The organism is Kitasatospora sp. NPDC028055 (assembly GCF_040637885.1).
GTDB lineage: Bacteria > Actinomycetota > Actinomycetes > Streptomycetales > Streptomycetaceae > Kitasatospora.
Window position 1 is genome coordinate 1 of sequence record NZ_JBEZXE010000035.1, and the last position, 24,477, is coordinate 24,477.

At 70.3% G+C, this 24,477-nt stretch carries 26 protein-coding genes and 3 pseudogenes; 13 read left to right on the top strand and 16 right to left on the bottom strand.

Annotated elements, in window-relative coordinates:
* A partial coding sequence (locus AB0F71_RS28115; RefSeq protein ID WP_360239634.1) for an acyl-CoA dehydrogenase family protein occupies positions 1–914 on the bottom strand: 914 nt, incomplete at its 3' end.
* Positions 915–1,133: 219 nt separating this feature from the next.
* Here AB0F71_RS28115 and AB0F71_RS28120 point away from each other — a divergent pair.
* Positions 1,134–2,471: a UDP-glucose/GDP-mannose dehydrogenase family protein gene (locus tag AB0F71_RS28120; RefSeq protein WP_360239637.1), complete on the top strand. Its 1,338-nt coding sequence runs from the start codon at positions 1,134–1,136 to the stop codon at positions 2,469–2,471.
* A gap of 50 nt (positions 2,472–2,521) precedes the next feature.
* Positions 2,522–2,935: a CoA-binding protein gene (locus AB0F71_RS28125; RefSeq protein WP_360239640.1), complete on the top strand. Its 414-nt coding sequence runs from the start codon at positions 2,522–2,524 to the stop codon at positions 2,933–2,935.
* A 10-nt stretch (positions 2,936–2,945) separates the two neighbouring features.
* On the opposite strand, the gene AB0F71_RS28130 is transcribed toward AB0F71_RS28125, so the two are convergent.
* The 3 genes from AB0F71_RS28130 to AB0F71_RS28140 are packed head-to-tail and all read right to left on the bottom strand — an operon-like array spanning position 2,946 to position 6,028.
* Positions 2,946–4,217: a dipeptidase gene (locus tag AB0F71_RS28130; protein WP_360239643.1), complete on the bottom strand. Its 1,272-nt coding sequence runs from the start codon at positions 4,215–4,217 to the stop codon at positions 2,946–2,948.
* A gap of 33 nt (positions 4,218–4,250) precedes the next feature.
* On the bottom strand, positions 4,251–4,787 hold the full coding sequence (purE, locus tag AB0F71_RS28135) for a 5-(carboxyamino)imidazole ribonucleotide mutase (RefSeq protein ID WP_360239646.1): 537 nt from the start codon (positions 4,785–4,787) through the stop codon (positions 4,251–4,253).
* A complete protein-coding gene (locus tag AB0F71_RS28140; protein ID WP_360239649.1) occupies positions 4,784–6,028 on the bottom strand; it encodes a 5-(carboxyamino)imidazole ribonucleotide synthase in 1,245 nt (414 codons plus the stop codon). The genes purE and AB0F71_RS28140 overlap by 4 nt, the downstream gene beginning before the upstream one ends.
* A 272-nt stretch (positions 6,029–6,300) precedes the next feature.
* On the opposite strand from AB0F71_RS28140, the gene AB0F71_RS28145 reads away from it, so the two are divergent.
* Both AB0F71_RS28145 and AB0F71_RS28150 read left to right on the top strand, forming a co-directional pair.
* A complete protein-coding gene (locus AB0F71_RS28145; RefSeq protein ID WP_360239652.1) occupies positions 6,301–6,783 on the top strand; it encodes a GtrA family protein in 483 nt (160 codons plus the stop codon).
* A gap of 136 nt (positions 6,784–6,919) precedes the next feature.
* Positions 6,920–7,216, top strand: a pseudogene (locus AB0F71_RS28150) (ester cyclase); the annotation flags it as partial.
* A gap of 77 nt (positions 7,217–7,293) precedes the next feature.
* On the opposite strand, the gene AB0F71_RS28155 reads toward AB0F71_RS28150, so the two are convergent.
* Positions 7,294–8,541 (bottom strand): ATP-binding protein, encoded by a 1,248-nt coding sequence (locus AB0F71_RS28155; protein ID WP_360239655.1) that lies wholly within the window; start codon positions 8,539–8,541, stop codon positions 7,294–7,296.
* A gap of 63 nt (positions 8,542–8,604) precedes the next feature.
* A complete protein-coding gene (locus AB0F71_RS28160; RefSeq protein ID WP_030290974.1) occupies positions 8,605–9,279 on the bottom strand; it encodes a response regulator transcription factor in 675 nt (224 codons plus the stop codon).
* A 330-nt stretch (positions 9,280–9,609) separates the two neighbouring features.
* Here AB0F71_RS28160 and AB0F71_RS28165 point away from each other — a divergent pair, with 330 nt between their 5' ends.
* The 3 genes from AB0F71_RS28165 (at position 9,610) to AB0F71_RS28175 (ending at position 14,466) form a co-directional block, all read left to right on the top strand.
* Positions 9,610–11,133 (top strand): oligopeptide:H+ symporter, encoded by a 1,524-nt coding sequence (locus AB0F71_RS28165; RefSeq protein WP_360239658.1) that lies wholly within the window; start codon positions 9,610–9,612, stop codon positions 11,131–11,133.
* 267 nt (positions 11,134–11,400) lie between these two features.
* Positions 11,401–13,434: a prolyl oligopeptidase family serine peptidase gene (locus AB0F71_RS28170; protein WP_360239661.1), complete on the top strand. Its 2,034-nt coding sequence runs from the start codon at positions 11,401–11,403 to the stop codon at positions 13,432–13,434.
* Positions 13,435–13,638: 204 nt separating this feature from the next.
* A complete protein-coding gene (locus AB0F71_RS28175; protein ID WP_360239664.1) occupies positions 13,639–14,466 on the top strand; it encodes a hypothetical protein in 828 nt (275 codons plus the stop codon).
* Here AB0F71_RS28175 and AB0F71_RS28180 read toward each other — a convergent pair.
* The 3 genes from AB0F71_RS28180 to AB0F71_RS28190 all read right to left on the bottom strand — a co-directional run bounded on the left by AB0F71_RS28180 (position 14,454) and on the right by AB0F71_RS28190 (position 16,631).
* A complete protein-coding gene (locus AB0F71_RS28180) occupies positions 14,454–15,251 on the bottom strand; it encodes an aldo/keto reductase (RefSeq protein WP_360239667.1) in 798 nt (265 codons plus the stop codon). The two genes, AB0F71_RS28175 and AB0F71_RS28180, sit on opposite strands and share 13 nt — an antisense overlap.
* Positions 15,185–16,378, bottom strand: a complete 1,194-nt coding sequence (locus tag AB0F71_RS28185; protein WP_360239670.1) for a cupin domain-containing protein — start codon at positions 16,376–16,378, stop codon at positions 15,185–15,187. The genes AB0F71_RS28180 and AB0F71_RS28185 overlap by 67 nt, the downstream gene beginning before the upstream one ends.
* An 82-nt stretch (positions 16,379–16,460) precedes the next feature.
* Positions 16,461–16,631, bottom strand: coding sequence for a hypothetical protein (locus AB0F71_RS28190; RefSeq protein ID WP_360239673.1), 171 nt, complete (start codon positions 16,629–16,631; stop codon positions 16,461–16,463).
* A gap of 430 nt (positions 16,632–17,061) precedes the next feature.
* Here AB0F71_RS28190 and AB0F71_RS28195 point away from each other — a divergent pair, with 430 nt between their 5' ends.
* Complete coding sequence (locus AB0F71_RS28195) at positions 17,062–18,207, top strand: XRE family transcriptional regulator (RefSeq protein ID WP_360239676.1); 1,146 nt, start codon at positions 17,062–17,064, stop codon at positions 18,205–18,207.
* A gap of 21 nt (positions 18,208–18,228) precedes the next feature.
* Here AB0F71_RS28195 and AB0F71_RS28200 read toward each other — a convergent pair.
* The 4 genes and pseudogenes from AB0F71_RS28200 to AB0F71_RS28215 all read right to left on the bottom strand — a co-directional run.
* Positions 18,229–18,768 (bottom strand): annotated as a pseudogene (locus AB0F71_RS28200) (NUDIX hydrolase); the annotation flags it as partial.
* A gap of 252 nt (positions 18,769–19,020) precedes the next feature.
* Positions 19,021–19,152: a hypothetical protein gene (locus AB0F71_RS28205; protein WP_360239679.1), complete on the bottom strand. Its 132-nt coding sequence runs from the start codon at positions 19,150–19,152 to the stop codon at positions 19,021–19,023.
* Positions 19,140–19,391, bottom strand: a complete 252-nt coding sequence (locus AB0F71_RS28210; protein ID WP_360239682.1) for a hypothetical protein — start codon at positions 19,389–19,391, stop codon at positions 19,140–19,142. Before AB0F71_RS28210 ends, AB0F71_RS28205 begins: the two co-directional genes overlap by 13 nt.
* A complete protein-coding gene (locus AB0F71_RS28215) occupies positions 19,388–19,750 on the bottom strand; it encodes an ATP-binding protein (protein ID WP_360239685.1) in 363 nt (120 codons plus the stop codon). Before AB0F71_RS28215 ends, AB0F71_RS28210 begins: the two co-directional genes overlap by 4 nt.
* A 282-nt stretch (positions 19,751–20,032) precedes the next feature.
* On the opposite strand from AB0F71_RS28215, the gene AB0F71_RS28220 reads away from it, so the two are divergent.
* From AB0F71_RS28220 to AB0F71_RS28230, 3 genes are all read left to right on the top strand, one after another.
* Positions 20,033–20,896, top strand: a complete 864-nt coding sequence (locus AB0F71_RS28220; RefSeq protein WP_360239688.1) for a helix-turn-helix transcriptional regulator — start codon at positions 20,033–20,035, stop codon at positions 20,894–20,896.
* Positions 20,889–21,089, top strand: a complete 201-nt coding sequence (locus AB0F71_RS28225; protein WP_360239691.1) for a DUF397 domain-containing protein — start codon at positions 20,889–20,891, stop codon at positions 21,087–21,089. Before AB0F71_RS28220 ends, AB0F71_RS28225 begins: the two co-directional genes overlap by 8 nt.
* Before the next feature lie 61 nt (positions 21,090–21,150).
* Positions 21,151–21,348: a DUF397 domain-containing protein gene (locus AB0F71_RS28230; protein WP_360239694.1), complete on the top strand. Its 198-nt coding sequence runs from the start codon at positions 21,151–21,153 to the stop codon at positions 21,346–21,348.
* A 59-nt stretch (positions 21,349–21,407) separates the two neighbouring features.
* Here AB0F71_RS28230 and AB0F71_RS28235 read toward each other — a convergent pair whose 3' ends face one another.
* A complete protein-coding gene (locus AB0F71_RS28235) occupies positions 21,408–21,947 on the bottom strand; it encodes a hypothetical protein (RefSeq protein WP_360239697.1) in 540 nt (179 codons plus the stop codon).
* Positions 21,948–22,097: 150 nt separating this feature from the next.
* Positions 22,098–22,229, bottom strand: a pseudogene (locus tag AB0F71_RS28240) (imidazolonepropionase); the annotation flags it as partial.
* Between the two features lie 106 nt (positions 22,230–22,335).
* Between AB0F71_RS28240 and AB0F71_RS28245 the strand changes: the two are divergent.
* Together AB0F71_RS28245 and AB0F71_RS28250 are read left to right on the top strand one after the other, a co-directional pair.
* Positions 22,336–22,929, top strand: a complete 594-nt coding sequence (locus AB0F71_RS28245) for a DUF6461 domain-containing protein (protein ID WP_360239700.1) — start codon at positions 22,336–22,338, stop codon at positions 22,927–22,929.
* An 87-nt stretch (positions 22,930–23,016) separates the two neighbouring features.
* Complete coding sequence (locus AB0F71_RS28250; protein ID WP_360239703.1) at positions 23,017–23,166, top strand: hypothetical protein; 150 nt, start codon at positions 23,017–23,019, stop codon at positions 23,164–23,166.
* A 107-nt stretch (positions 23,167–23,273) separates the two neighbouring features.
* On the opposite strand, the gene hutI is transcribed toward AB0F71_RS28250, so the two are convergent.
* A complete protein-coding gene (gene hutI, locus AB0F71_RS28255) occupies positions 23,274–24,449 on the bottom strand; it encodes an imidazolonepropionase (RefSeq protein ID WP_360239706.1) in 1,176 nt (391 codons plus the stop codon).
* Between the last annotated feature and the right edge of the window lie 28 nt (positions 24,450–24,477).

Here is a 24,477-nt window from a genome sequence, read left to right on the forward strand (position 1 = left end):
CGCGCGGCCTCCAGCTTCATCGCCATGTCCGCCAGCATGAACTGCACACCCTGGAACTCCGCGATCGCCTTCCCGAACTGCTTACGCTCCCGCACGTAACCCTTCGCGTAGTCCAGCGCGCCCTGCGCGATGCCGACCGCCTGCGCCGCGATCGTCACCCGGGTGTGGTCCAGCGTCTTCATCGCCGTCGCGAACCCCGTACCCTCCGCACCGATCATCCGGTCCGCCGGGATCCGCACATTGTCGAAGTACACCTCACGCGTCGGCGACCCCTTGATCCCCAGCTTCTTCTCCGGCGCCCCGAACGACACCCCCGCATCGCCCTTCTCCACCACGAACGCCGAGATCCCCTTCGACCGCAACGAAGGATCCGTCACCGCCATCACCGTGTAGAACTCGGAGACACCCGCGTTGGTGATCCAGCGCTTCACCCCGTTCAGCACCCAGAAGTCCCCGTCGCGCACCGCCCGGGTCTTCATCCCCGCCGCGTCCGAGCCCGCCTCCGGCTCCGACAGGCAGTACGAGAACATCCCCTCACCCCGCGCCAGCGCCCCCAGGTACTTCGCCTTCAACTCCTGCGAACCCGACAACTGCACCGGCAGCGAGCCCAGCTTGTTCACCGCCGGGATCAACGACGACGAGCCGCACACCCGCGCGACCTCCTCGATCACGATCACCGTCGCCAGCGCGTCCGCCCCCGCACCACCGAACTCCTCCGGCACGTGCACCGCGTGCAGATCGTTGCCCGTCAGCGCGTCCAACGCCTCCTGCGGGAACCGCCCCTGCTCGTCCACCTCCGCCGCGAACGGAGCGATCTTCGCCTCGGCCAGCGAACGCACCGCCTCACGGAGCATCTCGTGCTCCTCGGAGATACGGAAGAGATCGAAGTCAGCCGCCCCTGCGCTGCCCGCCATGATGCCTGCCTCGTCGTCCAGTGGCCGACGCAGACCGTTGTCCGATCGGCGTCGGATCCGAGTCGAATCGCGGTTAACTACCGTTCAGTAGAGATCCTAGGGCTCCGACCTGCGGCTGCCTAGCGTCCTCGGCGAGCGGGCGATCGGTACCGACCCGAGCGGGACGGATAGCATCAGGGCACCCGCTACTGGCCGAACCCGCAACTCAAGGGGAACCCCGTGACCCTCCGCATCTCCGTGATCGGCACCGGCTACCTCGGCGCCACGCATGCCGCCGCGATGGCCGAGTTCGGCTTCGAGGTGCTGGGTCTGGACATCGATCCCGAGAAGATCGCGATGCTCACCGCGGGCCGGGTCCCGATGTACGAGCCGGGCCTGTCCGAGCTGCTGCTCAAGCACGTGGCCGGGCACGAGGGCTCGACCGGGCGGCTGCGCTTCACCACCTCCGCCAAGGAGGCCGCGGAGTTCGCGGACGTCCACTTCGTCTGCGTCAACACCCCGCAGCGCAAGGGCGAGTTCGCCGCCGACATGTCGTACGTGGACACCGTGATCGACGAGCTCGCCCCGCACCTGACCCGCCCGGCCCTGGTGGTCGGCAAGTCCACCGTCCCGGTCGGCTCGGCGGCCCGGCTGGCCGAGCGGCTGGCCGCGCTGGCGCCGGTCGGCACGGACGCCGAACTCGCCTGGAACCCCGAGTTCCTGCGCGAGGGCTTCGCCGTCCAGGACACCCTGCGGCCGGACCGGATCGTGGTGGGCGCCCAGAGCGAGCGGGCCGAGCGGCTGCTGCGCGAGGTGTACGCGGAGCCGATCGCGGCCGGGGTGCCGTTCCTGGTCACCGACTACGCGACCGCCGAGCTGGTGAAGGCCGCCGCCAACTCCTTCCTGGCCACCAAGATCTCCTTCATCAACGCGATGGCCGAGGTCTGCGAGGCTGCCGGCGCCGACGTCACGCTGCTCTCCACCGCGCTCGGGCACGACGAGCGGATCGGCCGCAAGTTCCTCAACTCCGGCCTCGGCTTCGGCGGCGGCTGCCTGCCCAAGGACATCCGCGCCTTCATGGCCCGGGCCGGCGAGCTCGGCGCCGACCAGGCGCTGACCTTCCTGCGCGAGGTCGACTCGATCAACATGCGGCGCCGCTCGCGGATGGTCGAGCTGGCCCGCGAGCAGTGCGGCGGCGGCTTCCTGGGCCGCCGGGTCGCCGTCCTCGGCGCCGCCTTCAAGCCCAACTCGGACGACATCCGGGACTCCCCCGCACTCAACGTGGCCGCCCAGATCCAGCTCCAGGGCGCCCAGGTCACCGTCTACGACCCGAAGGCCGTGGAGAACGCCCGCAAGATGTTCCCCTCCCTGGCCTACGCCGACTCCGCCCTGGAGGCCGCCGAGGGCGCCCACGTCGTCCTCCACCTCACCGAGTGGGCCGAGTTCCGCGAGCTCGACCCGGCCGAGCTCGGCGCCGTGGTCGCCGAGCGCCGGCTGCTCGACGGCCGCAACGTCCTCGACGCCGACGCCTGGCGCGCCGCCGGCTGGACCTACCGCGCCCTGGGCCGCCCCAGCTGACACCCGAGCCGCGCCGGAATCCTCCGGCCGCGGCCGTGGTTGGCACCGGCATGACGAACTACGGCGATGAAGCAACCGTCCGCGAGATCCTCACCGGCACCGGGGACACCTGGGCCGTGGTCGGGCTGTCCAACAACACCGCCCGGGCCGCGTACGGGGTGGCCCGGGTGCTGCAGAAGTACGGCAAGCGGATCGTCCCGGTGCACCCGAAGGCCGAGACCGTCCTCGGCGAGCCCGGGTACGCCTCGCTCGCCGAGATCCCGTTCCCGGTCGACGTGGTGGACGTGTTCGTCAACAGCGCGCTGGCCGGGGAGGTGGCCGACCAGGCGGTGGCGGTCGGGGCGAGGGCGGTCTGGTTCCAGCTCGGGGTCGTCGACGAGGCCGCGTACGACCGGACCCGGGCCGCGGGGGTCTCGATGGTGATGGACAAGTGCCCGGCCATCGAGATCCCGCTGCTGGATTAGGGCTCCGGGGTCAGCCGTCGAGCTGGGCGATGGTTGCGATGGAGGGCCGGCGGCTGGTGCGCAGGGTGGCGGCGACGGACTCGGCGTCGCGCAGAGCGCGGACGGCGTTGTGCCAGGTGAGCTTGGCGAGGTCGGCCTCCGACCAGTGGCGGCCGAGGAGTTCGGCGACCAGGTTGGGGTAGCCGGCCACCGAGTCGAGGCCGTCGGGCAGGAAGGCGGTGCCGTCGAAGTCGCCGCCGATGCCGATGTGGTCGATGCCCGCGACCTCGCGCATGTGGTCGAGGTGGTCGGCGACGGTCGACGGGGTGGCGATCGGGCGCGGGTTGGCGGCCTCGAAGGCGCGCTGGCGCTCCATCGCGGGCGGGGTGGTGTCCAGCGGGTGGAAGCCGTGGGCGCGCAGGTTCTCGTCGGCGGCCAGGGTCCACTCGATGGCGGCGGGGAGGATGAACTTCGGGACGAAGGTGGCCATCGCGACGCCGCCGTTGGCGGGCAGCTGGGCCAGCACGTCGTCCGGGATGTTGCGGGGGTGCTCGCAGACCGCGCGCGAGGAGGAGTGCGAGAAGATCACCGGCGCCTCGGTGACCCGCAGGGCGTCCCGCATGGTGTCGGCGGAGACGTGCGAGAGGTCGACCAGCATGCCGAGCCGGTTCATCTCCCGGACGACCTCCTCGCCGAACTTCGTCAGCCCGCCGGCCACCGGCTTGTCGGTCGCGGAGTCGGCCCACGGCACGTTGTCGTTGTGGGTGAGCGTCAGGTAGCGCACGCCGAGTTCGTACAGGGCGCGCAGGGTGGCGAGCGAGCAGTCGATCGAGTGGCCGCCCTCGGCGCCCATCAGCGAGGCGATCCGGCCCTCGGCGCGGGCGGCCTCCATGTCGGCGGCGGTGCGGGCCAGGCGCAGCCGGTCCGGGTAGCGCTCGACCAGGGCGTGGACGAAGTCGACCTGCTCCAGGGTGGCGCTGACGGCGTGGTCGCCGGCCAGCGAGGCGGGCACGTAGACGGACCAGAACTGCGCGCCGACCCCGCCCTCGGCGAGGCGGGCGAGGTCGGTGTGCAGGCGGTCGCTCTGGTCGGCGGCGAGGTCGAGCGCGCCGAGGTCGTACCCGGCCTGCTCGCGCATCGCCCAGGGGAGGTCGTTGTGGCCGTCCACCACGGGGGCGGTGCGCAGCAGGGCGCGGGCGCGGTCCAGGCGCTCCGAAAGGTCGGCGCGCTCCGAAAGGTCCGGGCCGTCCGAGCGCTCCGAAAGGTCAGAGCGGTCCTGGGGGGTGAGGGAGTCCGAAGTCATACCGGCTGTTCTACCCCACCCCCACCGGGGCGCTTACTTGCCGAAGCCGAAGGACGGCGAGCCGGCCACCTTGGCGCGGAGCTTCTTGCCCTTCTCGGTGGCCTGGCTGTTCAGCTCGGCCTGGAACTCGGCCATCCGCTCGGTGAGTTCCGGGTCGAAGGCGGCGAGCATCCGCACCGCGAGCAGGCCCGCGTTGCGCGCGCCGGCCACCGAGACGGTCGCGACCGGCACGCCGGCCGGCATCTGGACGATCGACAGCAGGCTGTCCATGCCGTCCAGGTAGCGCAGCGGCACCGGCACGCCGATGACCGGCAGCGGGGTGACGGAGGCCAGCATGCCCGGCAGGTGGGCCGCGCCGCCGGCACCGGCGATGATCGCCTTGAGGCCGCGCCGGTGGGCCTGCTCGCCGTAGGCGACCATCTCGCGGGGCATCCGGTGGGCGGAGACGACGTCCACCTCGTACGGGATCTCGAACTCGTCCAGGGCCTGGGCGGCGGCCTCCATGACCGGCCAGTCGGAGTCCGAGCCCATCACGATGCCGACGACGGGGCTCGTAGCGGTGGAGGTCATTCGGTGATCGTTCCTCGCAGGTAGGCGGCCGCGTGGCGGGCGCGCTCGCGGACGTCGTCGAGGTCGTCCCCGAAGACGTTGACGTGGCCGACCTTGCGGCCGGGCTTCACGTCCTTCCCGTACATGTGGATCCGCAGCCCGGGGTCGCGGGCCATGCAGTGCAGGAAGGCGTGGTACATGTCCGGGTACTCGCCGCCGAGGACGTTGACCATGACGGTCCACTTGGCGCGCGGCCGGGGGTCGCCGAGCGGGAGGTCGAGGACGGCCCGCAGGTGGTTCTCGAACTGCGAGGTGACCGCGCCGTCCTGGGTCCAGTGCCCGGAGTTGTGCGGGCGCATGGCCAGCTCGTTGACCAGGATCCGGCCGTCCCGGGTCTGGAACAGCTCGACGGCGAGGTGGCCGACGATGCCGAGGTCGCCGGCGATCCGCAGGGCGAGCTGCTGGGCCTCGTCGGACAGGGCGGGGTCGAGGTCCGGCGCGGGGGCGGTGACCTCGGCGCAGACGCCGTTCTCCTGGACGCTCTCGACGACCGGGTAGGCGACGGCCTGGCCGCTGGGCGAGCGGACCACGTTGGCGGCCAGCTCGCGGACGAAGTCGACCTTCTCCTCGGCCAGCACGGGGACGCCGGCCAGGAACGGCGCCTGGGCCTCCTGCTCGTCGCCGACGACCCAGACGCCCTTGCCGTCGTAGCCGCCGCGCACGGTCTTGAGCACGACGGGGTACCCGCCCGCCCGTCGCCCACCCCCACCCTCGGCCGACAGGGCTTCGCCCTGGTCCGCCTTGAGCTCGTTCGCGAAGGCGGTGACGTCGGCCGGGTCGGCGACGATCCGGTGCCGGGGGCAGGGCACCCCGATGGAGTCGAGCTTGGCCCGCATCACGCCCTTGTCCTGGGCGTTGACCAGCGCCTCCGGGCCGGGGCGGACGGCGATGCCGTCGGCCTCCAGGGCCCGCAGGTGCTCGGTGGGGACGTGCTCGTGGTCGAAGGTGATCACGTCACACCCGGCCGCGAAGCGGCGCAGGGTGTCGAGGTCCCGGTAGTCACCGAGGACGACGTCGGAGACCACCTGTGCGGCGGAGTCCTGGGGGGTGTCGGCGAGGAGCTTGAACCTGACCCCGAGCGGGATGCCCGCCTGGTGTGCCATGCGGGCCAGCTGCCCGCCACCGATCATGCCCACCACTGGAAAATTCACATTGCCCGGGGAAGTCACCTCGCCAGGATATCCGGGCCGGTGGGGGGCCATGGAGCCGCGGTGGGGGTGTGAGTAGTGGACGCGCGTAGATGTCAACCCCTCCCCCGGACGGCTGAGCCGTTCGGTGGAAGCGGGTAGCCTGGACGGCTAGGTCCTCGTCCGCGCGGTCGGATCATGTGCGTGCACGCAGGGCTCAAGGGGTGTCCCCGGCCCAGTGGGACGCCCTTTTCCCCGCAGGTACATGGAGGCCACCCGGTATGGCGACGACCACAGCTTCGAACCCCTCACTCATGCAGAGGGTGCGTGGGATCAGGGGCGAGGTCGTGAAGTTCGGCATCGTCGGCCTGAGCGGGGTCGTGGTCAACTTCGCCGTCTTCTGGGTCTGCAACATCGGCCTGGGCATCGCCTCGCTGCGGTCCAACATCGCCGCGACGGTGATCGCGATCGCCACCAACTACCTCGGCTACCGCTACTGGCTGTACCGGGACCGCGACGCCGCCTCGCGCAAGCGGGAGATCACCCTCTTCCTGGTGTTCAGCGGCTTCGGCATGCTGATCGAGACCGGTGTGCTCGGCTTCTCCCAGTACATCCTGGGCCTGGACTCGAACTTCGAGAAGATGGGCGCCAAGGTCGTCGGCCTCGCCATCGCCACCGTGTTCCGCTTCGTCTCGTACCGCACCTGGGTCTTCAAGGCGCTGCCCGAGCCGGTCCAGCCGACCACCGAGGGCGCCAGCGGCCAGGAGCTGGCCGCCCAGGCCGAGCTGATGCTGGCCGCCGAGCAGATCCGCTACGCCAAGGCCGAGTAGCCGGGCAGGCACCCCACTCCCCCTCCCCTCGCCGGGTCCGCTTGCCGGGCCCGCCCCCGCGAGAGGACAGTGGTTACCGAGGGCGAGTACGGCCGGCGGACGATCGAGAGGCCGAGGGGGTCCCAGGAGGCTCGCCATGGCGTTCGTCCAGATCATCGACTGCAAGACCGACCGGCTCGACGACCTCAACCGGCTCATGGACACCTGGGTCGAGGCCTCCCAGGGCCGGCGGACCGCCTCGCACGCGGTCGTCGGCACCGACCGCTCGGATGCCCGCCACGTGGTGGAGATCGTGGAGTTCCCCTCCTACGAGGAGGCGATGCGCAACTCGAAGCTCCCCGAGACGGACCGGATCTTCCGCGAGATGGTGGCGCTCTGCGACGCGCCGCCCACCTTCACCGACCTGGACGTGGTCCGCGACGTCCGGCTCGACGGGGCCCACTGACCCCGCCCATTCCTTGCCCCACCCTGGGGCTCGCACCCCGCCCGGTCCCCGTGCGCCTGCCCCGCTCAGTCCTCGTGGCTGCGCCCGAGGAACAGCGCGAACACCGGGGGCTTCAACGAGAGCAGCTCCAGCCGCCCGCCGTCCGCCTCCGCGAGGTCGCGGGCGACGGCCAGGCCGATGCCGGTGGAGTTGCGGCCGCTGACGGCCCGCTCGAACACCCGGTTGCCGAGGTCGGCCGGCACTCCGGCGCCCTGGTCCTGCACCTCGACCACCACCGAGGTGCCGGAGGGCCGCACCCGCAGGGTGATCGTCCCGGCGCCGTGCATCAGTGAGTTCTCGATCAGGGTGGCGAGCACCTGGGCGACCGTCCCCGGGGTGCCGACCGCGGTGACCCCGTGCAGGCCCTCCAGGGACAGCACCCGGCCCTGCTCGCGCAGCGTCGGGCCCCACTCCTCCACCTGCTGCTTGATCACCTCGTCCAGGTCGAAGGCGACGGCGGTGGGGCTGCGCGGGTCGCGCTGGGTGGTGAGCAGCCGCTGGACCACGTCGGTGAGCCGTTCGACCTGCTGGAGGGCGATGGTCGCCTCCTCCTTGACGGTCTCCGGCTCCTCGGCGAGGGCGGTGATCTCCTCCAGCCGCATCGACAGCGCGGTGAGCGGGGTGCGCAGCTGGTGCGAGGCGTCGGCGGCGAGCCGGCGTTCGGCGGTGAGCATCCGGGCGATCCGCTCGGCGCTGGTGTCCAACACCTCGGCGATCCGGTCGAGTTCGGGCACCCCGTACCGGCGGTTGCGCGGGCGCGGGTCGCCGGAGCCGAGCCGTTCGGCGGTCTCGGCGAGGTCGGTGAGCGGCCGGGCGAGGCGCTTGGCCTGCCAGACGGCGAGCGCGACGGCGGCCTGGACGGCGAGCAGGGCGACCACGCCGAGCAGCAGCAGGTTGTTGGCGATGTCGTGGTCGACGTCCTCGCGGGACTGCTCGACAGTGACGATCTCGCCGCTGGTGCCGTGTTCGGCGGCCCGCAGCAGGTGGTTCCCGGCGGGCGGCCGACCGGCCGAGAGCACCTGCTGGCCGGGGATCTGCACCTCGACGTAGCTGCCCTCGGTGACCTGGCTCTCGAAGACCCGCCCCTCCTTGACCGACTCACCGGCGGCGAGCCGGCTCTCGACCAGGGCGAGCACCCGGACGGCGGTCGCGTCCACCCGGTCCTGGGCCGCGTCGACGATGCTGCGCTTCTCGACCAGGGCGAGCGGCACGCAGAACACCACGACGACCACCAGGACGACGACCAGCAGCGAGTTGATCATCCTGCGTTTCACGCTGCTGCTCCCCGAGGTGTTCCACTGCACCGGCCGCCAACCGGCCACGATCTCCGTACGCGGCTAATTCTTCTCGAACCGGAAGCCGACCCCGCGCACGGTGGCGATGTAGCGCGGGTTGGCCGCGTCGTCGCCGAGCTTCTTGCGGAGCCAGGAGATGTGCATGTCCAGGGTCTTGGTCGAGGTCCACCAGGTGGTGTCCCAGACCTGCCGCATGATCTCCTCGCGGGTGACCACCCGGCCGGCGTCGCGGACCAGGACGCGCAGCAGCTCGAACTCCTTGGCGGAGAGGGTCAGCTCCTCCTCGCCGAGCCAGGCGCGGTGGGACTCGATGTCGATCTTCACCCCGTGCGCGCCGGTGGTGAGCTGGTCGACGTTGCCGCGCCGGAGCAGGGCCCGGACGCGGGCGAGCAGCTCGGCCAGGCGGAAGGGCTTGGTCACGTAGTCGTCGGCGCCGGCGTCCAGGCCGACCACGGTGTCCACTTCGTCGGCGCGGGCGGTCAGCACCAGGACGGGGCAGCTCTTGCCGTCGGCGCGCAGGCGGCGGCAGACCTCGAGGCCGTCCATCTCGGGCAGGCCGAGGTCGAGGACGACGAGGTCGACCTCCTCGGTGAGGCCGGCGGCGAGTGCGGTCGGCCCGTCCTCGCGGACGAGCACCTCATAGCCCTCGCGTCGCAGGGCCCGGGCGAGAGGTTCGGAGATCGCCGGATCGTCCTCGGCGAGCAGCACACAGGTCATGTGGTGATGGTAGTCGTCTCGCGTATGCCCGTACCCCCTGTGAGGTAGTTCACAGAGCGTGATCGTTATAGAAGGGCCCTTCGGAGGCCAATAGGGCGCTGCCGACCGGCCGTTCGGCGAAGAATCCCCGATTGGATCTTTGAACCGAAGGAAGACACGCCCGCCTACCATGGATCAATCGGGCAGATCTGTTGCCAACTTTGTTATTAAGCAGAGTGATTCGCGATGTTTGTCATCTGATAACGCCAAATATCGCCACGTAGAGTGGTTCAGGTCCACGTCCGCCGCCACCCCCCTAGGCGGACGCTGTCAGGCAAGGAACGACTACACATGGCGTCTACCACCCGGGCCGCCGACCTCGCGTCGGCCTCCCCCAGCGGCAAGACCTTCCTCGGGCACCCCCGAGGTCTCGCCACGCTGTTCATGACCGAGATGTGGGAGCGCTTCTCCTACTACGGCATGCGCGCCCTGCTGATCTACTACCTGGTCTCCGGCGGTGCCGACGCGGCAGCCGGCAGCCAGGGCGGCGGCCTCGCGATGAAGGCGACGATGGCCACGGCCATCTACTCCGTCTACGTCTCCATGGTCTACCTCATGGCGTACCCGGGCGGCTGGTTCGGCGACCGGGTCTGGGGCGCCCGCAAGACCGTCACCGTCGCCGGTTTCGTGATCATGGCGGGCCACCTCGCGCTGGCCGTTCCGGGCCAGGCGGCGTTCTTCGTCGGCCTGCTCCTGGTCGCGGTCGGCTCCGGGCTGCTCAAGGCCAACATCTCCACGATGGTCGGCCACCTGTACGACGGCCCCGAGGACCCGCGCCGCGACGGTGGTTTCACCGTCTTCTACATGAGCATCAACCTCGGCGCCTTCGCCGCCCCGTTCATCATCGGAACGGTCGGCAAGGAGTACAACTGGCACCTGGGCTTCGCGCTGGCCGCGGTCGGCATGGGCCTCGGCCTGACCCAGTTCCTCATGGGCACCCGCCACCTGAGCCCGAAGAGCAGCGTCGTCCCCAACCCGCTGCAGGGCGCGGAGCGCAAGAGCCTGCTGATGAAGGCCGGCGCCGTGATCCTGGCGGGCGTCGTCTTCTACGCCGCCGTCATCGCGCTCGGTGTCTACACCCTGAACTGGGCGCTCGTCCCGCTGACCATCGCCGGTCTGGCCATCCCGGTCGTCGTACTGGTCCGGATCAAGCGCGACAAGCAGCTGGACGCCGGCGAGCAGTCCAAGATGACCGCCTACATCTGGTTCTTCGTCGCGGCCGCCGCGTTCTGGATGATCTACGACCAGGGCGGGTCCACCCTGTCCCTGTTCGCGGACAAGAACACCGCGGACTCGGTCCTCGGCTTCGGCTTCTCGTCCACCTGGTACCAGTCGCTGAACCCGCTGTTCGTGATGGCGCTCGCGCCGGTCTTCGCCTGGCTGTGGCTGTGGCTGGCCCGCCGCAACAAGGAGCCCAACACCATCACGAAGTTCGCGATGGGCCTGGTCCTGATCGGCGCCTCGTTCTTCATCTTCATCGTCCCGATGCACATGGCCGGCGACGGCACCAAGGTCTCCCCGATGTGGCTGGTCTCGATCTACATGATCCAGACCATCGGCGAGCTGTGCCTCTCCCCGGTCGGCCTCTCGGTCACCACCAAGATGGCGCCGCAGAAGTACGCCTCCCAGATGATGGGCGTCTGGTTCCTCGCCGTCACCGCCGGTGACTGCACCACCAGCCTCCTGTCGCTGGCCGGCGTCAACCTGGACGGCACCGGCATCATCGCGATGCAGGCCGCCCTCGCCTGCCTCGCGGGCTTCGCGGTCTACAGCTACCGCAAGCGCGTCCAGTCGCTCATGGGCGGCGTGCACTGACGCCGCTCCGATGAGGCCGGGCCCTTGAGGCCCCGGGGCCGCCGTGGATTCCTGAGATCCGCGGCGGCCTCGGTCGTTTCTCCTGCCTCGGCGGGGGCGGGGGTTGCCGCGACGGGTCGGTGGTTGCCGCGACGGGGTCGGGGGCTGCGCGACGGGGTCGGTGGTTGCCTCGACGGGTCGGGGGTTGCCTCGACGGGTCGGGGGTTGCCTCGACGGGGTCGGTAATTGCCTCGACGGGGCCGGGCCGGGTGTGCCTATGGTCCCGGCATGACGACTCTCCCCGGCCCGGCGGCCGACTCGCTGCCCCGCCAGCTGGCCCGCACCCAGCGCTTCACCCTGGGCGTCCCGACCCGACCGGAGCCCTCCGCCGACGGCTCGACGGTGCTGTTCCTGCGCAGCTGGACCGGCACCGACCCGGTCACCTGCCTCTGGGCCCTCGACACCGCGACCGGCGAGGAGCGGCTGGTCATCGACCCGACCGCGCTCAGCAGCACCAGCGGCATCGACTCGTACAGCACCGACGCCACCGGCCGGTACGCCGCCTTCGCGCTGGACGGCACGCTGTGGCTGGCCGACACCGCCACGGGTTCGGCCCGCCCGATCGCCACCGCCCGTGAGCCGCGGGAGGTAAGGCTCGACCCGACCGGCCGCCGGATCGCCTACGTCAGCGACGGCGCCCTGCGGACGGTCGCCGCGGACGGCACGGACGACCGCGCAGTGGCGGAGCCCGAGGCCGAGGACGTCACGTACGGCCTCGCCGAGTACGTCGCCGCCGGGGAGATGGACCGCGACCGCGGGTACTGGTGGTCCCCCGACGGCACCGCGCTGCTGGTCGCCCGGGTCGACGAACGTGCCGTCGCCCGGTGGTTCCTGGCCGACCCCACCGAGCCGGGACACTCCCCGCGCGCCGTCCGCTACCCGCTGGCCGGCACCGCCAACGCCGAGGTCACCCTCTGGCTGCTGGGCCTCGACGGCCGCCGCACCCGTACGGAGGTCCGCTGGGACCGCGCCGCCTTCGAGTATGTGACCGCCGCCAGCTGGGACGACCACGGGCCGTACGCCGCCGTGCAGAGCCGCGACCAGCGCACCGTACGGACGTTGGCGATCGAGGCGGACGGCGCGACCCGGGTGCTCGCCGAACGGACCGACCCGCACTGGGTGGAGCTGCTGCCCGGCCTGCCGGTGCGGACGGCGGGCGGGGCGCTGGTCGACACCGCCGACGAGGGCGACACCCGGTACCTGACCGTCGACGGCGAACCGGTCACCCCGGGCGGGCTGCAACTGCGGGGCGTGCTCGGGACGGAGGGCGAGCGGGTGCTGTTCACCGCCTCCGAGGAGCCGACCGAGACCCACCTGTGGGCCTACGAACCCGGCTCCGGCATACGGCAGTTGAGCAGCGGACCGGGCGTCCACGGCGGCACCGAGCGGGGCGGCACGCTGGTCCTCACCACGGGCACCCGCGCAACCGTTCTCCGGCCCGGTGGTCCGGCCCACCCGCTCACCTCGTACGCCGAGCAGCCCGTCGTCACCGCCCGGCCCGAGCTGCTCCGCCTCGGCCCGCGCGAACTGCGCGCCCACCTCTTCCTGCCCACCGACCACCGGCCGGGCGACGGCCCGCTGCCCGTGCTGCTCGACCCGTACGCGGGGCCGGCCATGCAGAAGGTCACCACCGGCGGCGCCTGGTACGAGCAGGTCTCCCAGTGGTTCGCCGACCAGGGCTTCGCGGTGCTGGTGGTGGACGGCCGCGGCACCCCGGGGCGCGGGCCGCGCTGGGACAAGGCGGTCTGGGGCGACAAGGCCGGGCCTGCGCTGGAGGACCAGATCGAGGGCCTGCAGGAAGCCGCCCGGCTGCGGCCGGGGCTGCTCGATCTGCACCGGGTCGCCATCCGGGGCTGGTCCTACGGCGGCTTCCTCGCCGCCCTGGCGGTGCTGCGCCGCCCGGACGTCTTCCACGCCGCCTCCGCCGGGGCCGCGCCGACCGACCACCGGCTGTACGACACCCACTGGCAGGAGAAGTTCCTCGGCCACCCCGACGAGCACCCCGAGCACTACGACTCCTGCGACCTCGTCAACGAGGCGCCGAAGCTGAGCCGCCCCCTTCTGCTGATTCAGGGCCTGACGGATGACAACGTCTTCCCCGTCCACACCCTGCGGCTCTCCGCCGCCCTGCTCGCCGCCGGCCGCCCGCACGAGGTCCTGCCGCTGCGCGGCACCGGACACCGGCCGACCGACGAGGCGGTGGCGGAGAACCTGCTACTGCACGAACTGGCCTTCCTGCGCCGATCGTTGGGCGAGAGGTGAGCGAAGCCCACGCCACCGAGCGCCGGAGCCTGGTCACTGGCGCTTAGAAAGCACCTGCACGCGCAGGAAGTCGGCTGAGCCGACTTCCTGCGCCCGCCTGATCGCCTGGTGGCCCACGAGGGCGCCGGGGCCGGTCTGTGCGATGGCGAGGTTCGCCCTTCGGAGAGCGGCTCCAACTCCGCCGGGCATCGCTACCGTTGTCCCATGACGGATCTGCGCCGGGCACCGGTGGACGAGGTGCTGGTACGTGTCGAGACGGCCTTGGGGATGCAGCTCGACAGGGCGACGGTGGTCCGCAAACGCCGATCCGTGGGAGCCCGCACGGGGCGTGGCACGTGGGTGCGCATCGAGCGACGAGGGCTCGACCGGATCGGCGTCCAGGGCGGGGACGGCACTCCCTCCGCTGAGGCCTTGCGGGGGATCGCGAAGCCCGCGTGGCTCGCCGGCGTCGCCTGGCGGGACGAGGCCGAGCCGGTGATGTGGCGGGCCGATGAGACCGAACTGCTGCCTTCCACCCCAGCAGGATCCGCAGTGGTGGCCGAGGAACCCAGGCTGCCGCCCCGATGGTGGTCGGAGCTGAGCGCATCTCTCGATGCGCTCGCCGGTCAGCGGACGAACCGGATCGCCACGCCGGACACGGAGACGATCACCCAGGAGCTGGTGACTCGGACGATTCGCCGGGTGTTTCCGGGTGTCGATGCCACGGTGCGCGAGTGGTGTCCGGCGCACGCGGATCTGAACTGGGCGAACGTGACAGCACCCGAGTTCTGTGTCTTCGACTGGGAAGACTGGGGCATGGCCCCACGCGGTCTGGACGCTGCCACGCTGTGGGCGGCATCGCTTGCCGTACCGGAGCTGGCCGATCGCGTCCGCGTCGAGCGGAGCGGCGACTTCGCGAGCCGGGACGGCAAGCTGATGACCTTGTTCGTCGCGGCGAAGATCCTCGGCCCACACGCGCATCCGGAGGACCCCCGCCGTGAGGCCGCCCGAGCGGTGGCGGAGCGGGTGGTGAAGGAGCTTCAGGCGGACTGACACAGGAGCTGCCGGTACGACCGGAGCACCTCGGTGTCGATCTCGTACGCGAGGCCACCGAGCAGTTCCCGTAGGTGCACGACATCGTCGGTGCCCACCGCCACCGCGTCCACTCTGGGGAGCACGAAGGCGACCCGGAATGCTGCCTGCACCGCCGTGGCAGCTGGTACCCGTAGGAACGTCCTCGGATCCACCCTTGCCCATATGGGTGCGGTCGTGCTGCCGCCGAACGGGCTCATGCCCCACACCGCAACCGGTCGCCACCCGGTCACCAGTGCCTCGGCGGCGTCGAGGACGCTGTTGCCGACCAGAAGGCCGGATCGGACCATCAAGGCGTCCGGTCGGGGTACGTCGAGGCCGACCAGCGGGCGCGGGTCCCACGTGGAGATCCCCCAGCGCCCGCACAGCCCGGTCCCTGCCGCCTCAGCCAGGACCGTGCACGCGTGCGTCAAAGCCTCGGCGGTCGGGGCGGAATGCTCCGGATTGTGCAGGAGGACCGTGTCCGGTTCGCGGCCGAGATCCTTCACCGCCTTCTCGACAGCGCGACGAAGCCGTACCGGGAGGAGGCTGTGCCCGTCCTCGAAGTATCCGACCTTGGTCGAGATCGAGAACTTCGGGAGCAGGTCGCCGGCGACTGCCGCGAGGGTCCGGTGGGAGCAATGGCCAAGGTAGTTCGAGGCCGTGTCGATCGTGGTGACGCCGAGGTCCAGGGCGCCGCTCAGGAGGTCGCGTTGGTGACGAGACCGGTGTAGCCCGAGGACAGCTCGTCGGTCAGCGGTGCGCACAGGTCCTCCTTGATCAGGATCTCGGCAACCTCGTGGATCTCGTCTCCGACGGTCGCCGCCGCCTGTTCCAGCAGGACCGGCCGGCCACTGAGCAGCAGCCACAGGGCAGGGAGGGCCTTGGCTGCGACGGTGAGCTTCTTCCCGGCCGCCGTGACATCCACGGTGTCCCCGTTCTCCTCGATCCGGGGCGGGAAGTGGGTGGTGCACACCACGGCACGAGGCGGGCCGAAGATGCCGAGGAAGGGCACGTGGCGCCCGGGGGTGGTCTGCTGCCCGTAGGCGGTGAGAAACTCCTCCGGACCACGCTGGCCGACGAGGCGGGTGGCGGCTTCCACCAGAACCGAACTACCAGCGCCCCTCCGGTCGAGGTCAATACGAAAGACCTCCTGCTCGCGGCACCAGTCGGCCAGCCAGGCCATCCAGGAAGCGCCGGTGCGCTTGGTGATGCCGAAGGTGACGTGGAGGCTGTGACCGGCTCCGCTTCCGGTACGAGTGGCCTGGTGCCAGTGGCCGCGCGGAATGTGCATGACGTCGCCGGCCTGGAGCGTGCCGTTGAAGATCACGGTTTCACTGGGCGTGCTGTTGGAATCCGCGTCCCGGTACATAGGGGCGGTGCGGGAGGTAGCTCGAACCTCCCAGTCCTTCTCTCCCGAAAGCTGGACGATGATCACGTCATGGTCGTCCCAGTGCAGCGGGAACCCGGCGGCGTCGTTGGTGGTGAGGTATGCGTTCACCTGCACGCGCTCGTGCGCCCACCACTGCAAGGCTCGGCAGGTGATCTCCATGGTGGGGTCGAAGACGTTGACCTGGTCCATGATGAGCGTCGCCCCCTGGCGGAGCAGGTCGCCGAGACGGTGCATGTTGGCCATCGGGACGGACTGCCCGCGCGGGCTCACGGTGTCGGTGAAGTACACGGCCGGGTGGACTTCCTCGCCCTTCTGAAACGCTCGGAACTGCGGCCGGTTGAGGCTGCGACGCATCGCGATGTCGAGCAGCTTGTTCGGGGTGAGGATGCGCGACAGGAGCGCGTCGTCCTCGATCCGCCCGAGCACGAAGCCGGTGCCGAGCGGCTCGGAACTGCGCCAGCCCAGGGCCGTCTCGATGGCGGTGACCAGTCGGTGTTCCACTGCTACCTCCGTAGGAGTGTGCTGGAGCGGGGCGGGAACTCGCGCGGGTGCACGAGTTCCCGCCCCTGGGGATGACCGGGTCCTACGCGACGTCGGTCAGGTTGCCGTCACCACCGGGCCACGGCGCGTCGCCGGACGATCCGGCGTTGTCGGAGCGGAGGCTGTCGTACCTGTCCTGGACAGCGATCAACTCCTCGACCGCGACCAGCAGCCTGCTCGTCTTCGTCGGCGGATTCTTCGTGGTGTCGTCCACGTGGCGCTCCTTCCTTCTCGGCTCCGCCCGACTCCGGGCGGAGGTCTGAGGTGAACCGTCCCCTACGCCTCGGGCACTGGCTCTGGATCCATCGACTGCTCCGGCCGCAGGGGATGCCCGATCGACGCCGCCGATCCACCCGGCCGGGGACTCCTCAGCACGGCCAGATCGAAGTGTGGATTGGCGCCATGGCGCCCTTTCAGACCTCGGCGGCAGCCCCGAGCCGGTCCGCCGGAGCCGATGAAGCTCCGATCGATCGAAACCTCGGATCGACAACCGGCTCGGTGATTAGCCTGAGAACAATGAAAGTTGACGTAACGCCAGATCAGTAGCCAACCGCCGTTAACGTCTACGAGTTAACCCTCTCTGACCTGTGGCAACACGGTCAGGACGCATCAGTTGCCACGATCACGGGATGGGGCCGAGGGATATGTCAGCTCAGTTGCGGCAGGCGCGAAAGGAGCGGGGCTGGTCACAAGAGCGGCTTGTCCACGAGATGGAGCGGCACGCCCGGCAGCACCTCCTCGACATCGCCTCGACCGCGAGCCTGCGCGTCTACGTCTCGGAATGGGAGAACGGCCGCCGACCGATCGGCCCCCTGTACGCCTCATTGCTTCGCACGCTGCTCGGGCTCACCAACCGAGAGCTCCTCGGCGGCCACGCGACAGGTGACCAGGCACTGACCGTTGCCGGCTATGACGAACTGGTCAGCCGCATCGAGGCGGCCCACAGCCTCAGCCTTGGCATGGTGAAGACCTTCATGGCCCAGACCGAGCTCCTGCGCACGGTGGACCGCCAGATGGGGGCGGCCGCGCTGGTCGACCAGATGCAGGCACACCTGACAGCCCTGGAAGAATCGCTGACCTTCGCCGTGTTGCCCACCACCAGGGGACCCATCGCCCTGGCGCTCGCCGGGGCAGCCACGTTGGCGGCGTGGCAGGCGCTCGACGTCGGTGCAACTGAACGAGCTTGGCGTCACTACGAGCTGGGCAAGCGGGCCGCAGCCGAGGCAAAGGAGCCGATGTACCTGGCGCACGCCATGGCCGAGCAGGCGTACGTGTTGTCGGCCGCCGGGAAGACCGAACTCGCCGTACAGCTCGTTCAGGAGGCGCACCGCTCCGTTGGCACCAAGGCCTCCGCTCGGCTGGCCGCATGGCTGTACGCCGCCGAGGCCGAACTCCTTGCCCAGGCACGCCAGGCAGACGCCTGCCGACGGTCCCTGGACCTGGCAGCGGCCTCTCTCCCAGCTGGAACGTCGGACCGCGACCCCGACATGTTGAGCATCTTCCTCAACGACAGCCACCTGGCCCGGTGGCGCGGCAACATCCTCGCCCGCCTTGGAGACGACGCCGCGATGAGTGACCTGTACGGCGCTCTCGCCACCATGGACGCCACCTTCACCAGAGCGACCGCCGGCCTGCACTGCGATCTCGCCCAGGCACACCTCGCCCGAGAGGAACAGGACGAGGCGGTGAACCACTTACGGCAGGCACGGCTGCTGGCCAATCGCACGGGATCAGCCCGCCAACGCGCCCGAGTCAACCAACTGATCGAGGAATTCGGAGTATCGCGATGAGGATGGCAGGCTCCTCGGGCATCACTGCTTGCGGGAAGCCAGGATGTGCAAGAGCGCGACCAGGGTTCCCGAACCCATGAGCTTCCCCTCCGCCATGAGCGCCGGGATCTCGGACATCGGCACCCACGCGACGTGGCCGGCCTCCTCGCCGGCCTCCGGCTCGCCCACGATGGTCGCTCCATGACCGACGAACACCTCGTGCGGCGAGTCCACCATGCCGACCATCGGCTGGAAGGTGACCACGTGGTCGAGGTGATTCGGTCGCCAGCCGGTCTCCTCCTCGACCTCACGCAGAGCCGCCCCCAGGCCATTCTCTCCGGGATCAACGATGCCACCGGGAAGTTCCCAGCCCCAGGACTGCGGCACGAAGCGGTACCGCCACAGCATCAACACGCGGTCGTCGGAATCCAGCACCGCGGCTATGGCCACGCGCTTCAAGCGCACCACGTGATGCTCGAAGCGAGCCACACCAGGAGGCTCAACGTCCACGAGGGCCAGCTGTACCCATGGATTGTCATAGACCAAGCGGTCGCCGTAGATCTTCCACGGCTCGAGCCCATCGGCCTGAGCACTCATCAGCAATCACATCCTGGGAAGGCGGCAGGTGGGCATAGTTGACCACATTCACCGAGCCGAGGACGTGTGTTCGGGCCCTCGTCCATACCGGCCCACGGCGCGTGATCGCATACTCGGACGGCGGGGTCCGGCAGCAGGTCGACGTCTGCTCCTGGAGCACAGGGCGATCCCTCACCTCGGCTGACAGCGGCACCCGCGAGGCCCGCGCCCTGGGTGGGCGAGGGCCTTCGCGTTGGTTCAGGGCTGGTCGTCGCGGTTCTCGGGGCGGGGCATCTTGAGGGTGGCGAGGACGCCGAGGGCGACGGTGGTGATGGCGAGGGCGAGGAGGGTGAGGAGGATCGCGGCGACGAGGAGGTTCACCGGTGCCACGGCTGGTCGCGCTCCAGGTCGCGGAGGAGGTGGAGGAGGTTGAGGAGGGTGCTGACCGGGGCGTTGCCGAAGTCGATCAGGATGCGGCCGTCGAGGGTGGTCTCGCCGGGGGCGGCGGAGCCCCAGAGGAGGCCGTGCGGGAGGCCGCGGCGGTGCAACTCGCCGAGGAGGGTGGTGATCTGGGCCTCGGTGTAGTCGCGCATGCGAGGGTCGTCGGGGGCGATGGGGTCGCGGGTCACGAGGCGGCGTCCAGCTCGTACCAGGTGCTCTTGCCGTACTTCTGGGGGTCGACGCCCCACCGGTGGGTGAGGCCCTCGACCAGCTGGAGGCCACGGCCGCTCTCAGCGAGGCCGGCGGGGCTGCGGGGCTGGGGGAGGGCGTCGCTCTCGTCGGCGACGGAGACGTGGAGGGTGCCGCCGAGGAGGGAAAACCAGACGACGGGCGCGGGGGTGCCGCCGTGCCGCCAGGCGTTGGAGATGAGCTCGACGAGGGCGAGTTCGGCGTCGTGGATTGCGTCGGCGTCCCAGCCGCTACGGGCCAGGGCGTCCCGCAGGGCCTGGCGGGCGAGCGCGAGCGAGGGGGTGTTACGGGTACACACGGGAACCTCCGTGAGGCTGTGGTGTGGGAGAGGTGATGACGGTCGTCACCGTGAGCCAGGCCGGGGCGGCGGTTGCTCTTCGGTGCGCGGGCAGCAGGCGCCTACTGCCCTGGATGCAGGCTTTACTGACGATCCGTCGGATCGAGCTGTGAACGACGATAGCGCATCACGGCTTAACGTTAAGCGCGATGCGCGAAGGTTCCCCCGATGGAGTCATGCCCCGGATGGCCACCCCTGTGCGCGGCACGGCAGACTGGCGCCTGCACCCGCAGAAAGGACGCCATGGCCAACCGCCAGAACCCGACCCTTCGCCAGCGCCGACTCGGCGCTGAACTGCGGAGGATGCGAGAGCAGGCCGGCTTCGCAGGCAGCCACCTCGCCCGCTTGCTCGGTGTGACTCCAGCTCTGGTGACGCAGATGGAGAACGGGAAGTCCGCCGTCAGCGTGGAGCGCCTGCACGAGATCGCAGAGGCTTGCATGTGCGCCAACGCGCCCTTGGTTGACGCGCTCGCCGAGATGGCCAGGGAGCGAGATCGGGCCTGGTGGGATGAGTATCGCAACGCCCTCACAGCCGCCCCCATTGATGTGGCGGAAATGGAGGGACATGCGAAGAGGCTCAAGAGCTTCAACATCGGCTTCATCCCGGGGCTGCTACAGACGGTCACCTATGCCGCCGCCGTGTTCGCGAGAGGTTTCACTCCCCTTCCCGGTCGCGAGGTCGATCGCAGGGTGGGGTTCCGCCTACGCAGGCAGCAGACCATTCGATCCGGTGAAACGCCGTACGTGGCACTGGTCCACGAGGCAGCGCTGCGAATTCAGTACGGCGGTCCCGCAGTGCTGAAGGAACAGCTTGGTTCCCTCGTCGAAGACTCGCAGCTTCCAGGAGTCTCACTGCGAGTCGTACCGTTCGATACGGCTGACTTCCCTGGCCCCAGTGAGAACCTGATCTACGCGGAGGGGCCGGTGCCGGAGCTGGATACGGTCCAGGCTGACTCGTCCCATGGCTCCCACATCTTCGACTCGCCCGCCCAGCTGGCGGGCTATCGCGCAATCTTTGAGCGCATCGAAGCCATCGCGCTCCCGGAGAGCGAGTCGCGAGATTACATTCGCTCGATCATGAAGGAACTGAACGACAGGTATGAATAGCTCCGAGTGGCAGAAATCCAGCTTCAGCGAAGCAGCCAGCAATTGCGTCGAGGTGCGAGCACGTGAAGGGGTGATCGAACTTCGCGAGTCCGACGAGGGCGATGTCATCGTCCGCACCACGCACCTCATGTTCGCCAATTTCCTCCAGGCTGCCAAGGCAGGCGAGTTCGACCACCTCACCACCGCCCCCTGAGCGAATCGTTCCGGCGGCCTCTTGCTCCCCGCAAGAGGCCGCCGGTCGCTAGCCTGGCTTCATGACCAGCGCCGCGTGGCAGAAGTCCAGCTACTCCGGCGCCAACTCTGACTGCGTCGAGGTCCGTACCGTCGACGGGATCGTCGAGCTCCGGGAGTCCGACGACGGCGACGTTATCGTCCGAACCACCCGCCTCAAGTTCGCCACGTTCCTCCAGGCCGCCAAGGCAGGCGAGTTCGACCACCTCACCACCAGCTAGTACGCCGCTGGAGTCTTCGAAGCGGATGTCCCGGCCGTCCGCGGTGCGGAAGCCGATGATCACGTGCCTGACCGCGCGGGTGCGCCGGTCGGAGGAATCCGATCGGGCTGGGACAACCGGTCTTCGTAGGCCAGCGAGTTCGGCCCCCAACCGTCCACCTCATCGCCGTTCACGTCCACGGTGGCGTCCATGTATCCCATGGCATAAAGCACCGCCAACGCCACCGCCCGGGCATCGCTCTCGTCGATCTCGTGGACGGCGTAACGCAACGAGTTCTGCACACGGCCACAGAGGTTGGCGGCGACGCCGAGAGCAGCGAAGCTTGACCTGTGCAGGCCGGAGGCATCGAGGGCGCTGCTGCCGCCGCGGGAGATCTCGCACGCGGCGTTGAAGGCTTCGGCGAAATCCGTGGCGGCATACGGGCCGGACTCGCTCATGTACATACGAAGAAAGTGGTTCTTGATGAGCCAGTCCCGCAGGTTGTCCACCTGCAGGACAAGCCGCTCGGCCGCCTCCACCCACCGGATGGTGGATGCGCCGCGCATGAGCAGCCTTCCGAGTTCGGTCAGGTCCTCGGGAATTCGGTCGGCATCGTCCACCGGAGGCAACCTCTCTGCCAGAGCCTCAGGCCTCGGTGTCGCCGAGGAATGGTCGGATCCTGATGGCCCTGCAGGCACAGGTACACCGATTGATCACATACGAGTGGCAAGCATGCCACCGGCTGCCTGGTGCCGGCCACCGGTAATTTGCGCGCCGCCCGCCGTGGCCGCCCAGACCGCCTCGTCCGGCGTCATGCCCAACTCCCGCACCGCCACCGCGATGCAGAACGCCATCGAACTGGTGAAGCTGGAGCCCGGGTTGCAGCCCGTGGGCAACGCCACGGCGCAGTCGTCAGAGGACTTGTAGGCCTGTCAGCGCCACTGCCTAGGCTGGTCACCCGGATGCGCGGAGATCACGGCCCGCGCTCGCAAAGAGGGGGCCCGCGTCATGGGTGACGGTCTTCGGTGGCTGGTCGACTGCGACGACTGGCGGTACGGCATCGTGTTCGCCCGAGGCATCACGCCGCAGGAGCTCGCCCGGCGCCTGGGCGGTGTGCCGGGATCCGTTCCGTCGTCCCTGACGGGGGCGCAGGCGTGGGACGTGGTCATGGACGACGGGACGGATGACGAGGACGTGGTGCGGGTCGGCGCGTACGGGGGGTGGTCCTTCGCCCTGGAGTACGGCCTCCCCAGCGCGGCGGAACGGCTGGTCGAGGTGTCGCGGGACGGGGTGGAGGTCGTCCACCTGGACCCTCAGCCGGACCATCCACCGGCGCAGTTCGCCTACGCGAGGAACGGGGTGGCCGTCTGCTCCTTCGGCATCGGCGAGGAGGTCTGGCGGTGGGGCCAGGAGCCGGACTTCCTGCTGGACGACCTGGTACGGGCCGGCGTGCTCCGCCCGGACGGCGAGTCAGGCCGCCCGGAGGAGGAACCCTTCGGGGACGCGGACCGTGCGACGCTGGCGGTCCTCGAAGCCCGCTTCGGCCTCGCCCTGCCCCGAGACGTCGAGGAGCGGCCCCTACCCGGGTTCGTGATCCGGTGATCCGTTCGACCGATCTGAGGAGCGCGGCCCCGGCGCGGGCGGCACGGCTGCGGATCCGGGCTCACCGCTCCGATCGAGGACATCGACGTGCAGCCGCCACGGCCCTGGTGCCCCGGATGTGCGACCGCCCTCGTACGGGCCGGCGATCCGGTGATCAACTACCGCCCACTCAACGGCGAGAGCGAGTACCAGCGCATCCTGGCCGGTGGCAGCACCCAGGTCCTGCCCTTCGGCTGACCGACACACCGAAGCGGCCCGCTCCCTGCGTGCAGGGAGCGGGCGCTCTCGGAAAGCCCCCGCGCCCGCCACCCCGGGGGCGCGGGGGCCGTCCGTCGTCCGAGGGCTCAGACCTCCCGGACGCCCGCGCGCCAGACCGCCGCCGTGAGCGGCACGCCCGGGCGGTACGCCAGGTGCACGTGCGAGGGCGCGTCCAGCAGCAGCAGGTCCGCCCGCGCGCCCACCGCGACCGTCCCGACATCCGTGCGCCGCAGCGCGTGGGCGCCGCCGGCCGTGGCCGCCCAGACCGCCTCGTCCGGCGTCATCCCCATCTCCCGCACCGCCACGGCGATGCAGAACGCCATCGAACTGGTGAAGCTCGAGCCCGGGTTGCAGTCGGTGGACAGCGCCACCACCGCCCCCGCGTCCAACAGCCTCCGCCCGCTCGGGTACTCCGCCCGCGTCGAGAACTCCGCCCCCGGCAGCAGCGTCGCCACCGTCGCCGACCCCGCCAGCGCCGCCACGTCCTCGTCCGTCAGGTGGGTGCAGTGGTCCGCCGACGCCGCCCCCAGCTCCACCGCGAGCTGCACGCCCGGCCCGTACGTGAGCTGGTTGGCGTGCACCCGCGGCGTGAGGCCCTTCTCGATCCCCGCCGTCAGAACAGCCCGCGCCTGGTCCCCGTCGAACGCGCCCTTCTCGCAGAACACATCCACCCACCGGGCGTGCGGCGCACAGGCGTCCAGCATCTCGCCGGTCACCAGCTCCACGTACCCCGCCGGGTCCTCGGCGTACTCCGGGGCCACGATGTGCGCGCCCAGGTACGTCGTCTCCGGGGTGTACTTCGCCGCGATCCGCAGCGCCCGGGCCTCGTCCTCGACCGTCAGCCCGTAGCCGGACTTGCACTCGATGGTGGTGGTGCCCTGCCGCAGCGCCTCCCGGACGAACCCGGCCAGGTTGGCGTCCAGCTCAGCGTCCGAAGCCGCCCTGGTAGCCGCCACCGTCGTCCGGATGCCGCCCGCGCTGTACACCTGCCCGGACATCCGGGCGTTGAACTCGGCCGTACGGTCCCCCGCGAACACCAGGTGGGCGTGCGAGTCGACGAAGCCGGGCAGCAGCGCCCGGCCCTCGGCGTCGAAGCGCTCGTCCGCCGCCGGGGCCTGGGCGGCCGGGCCGACCCAGGCGACGGTGCCGCCCTCGACCACCACGGCCGCGTCGGCCAGCAGGCCGAGCGGCCCGGCTCCCTGCCCGGGGTCGTTGGTGACCAGGCTGCCGATGCCCGTGATCAAGGTGGTCCTGGTGCTCAAGACAACGCCTTCCGCGTGAGGTCGAACA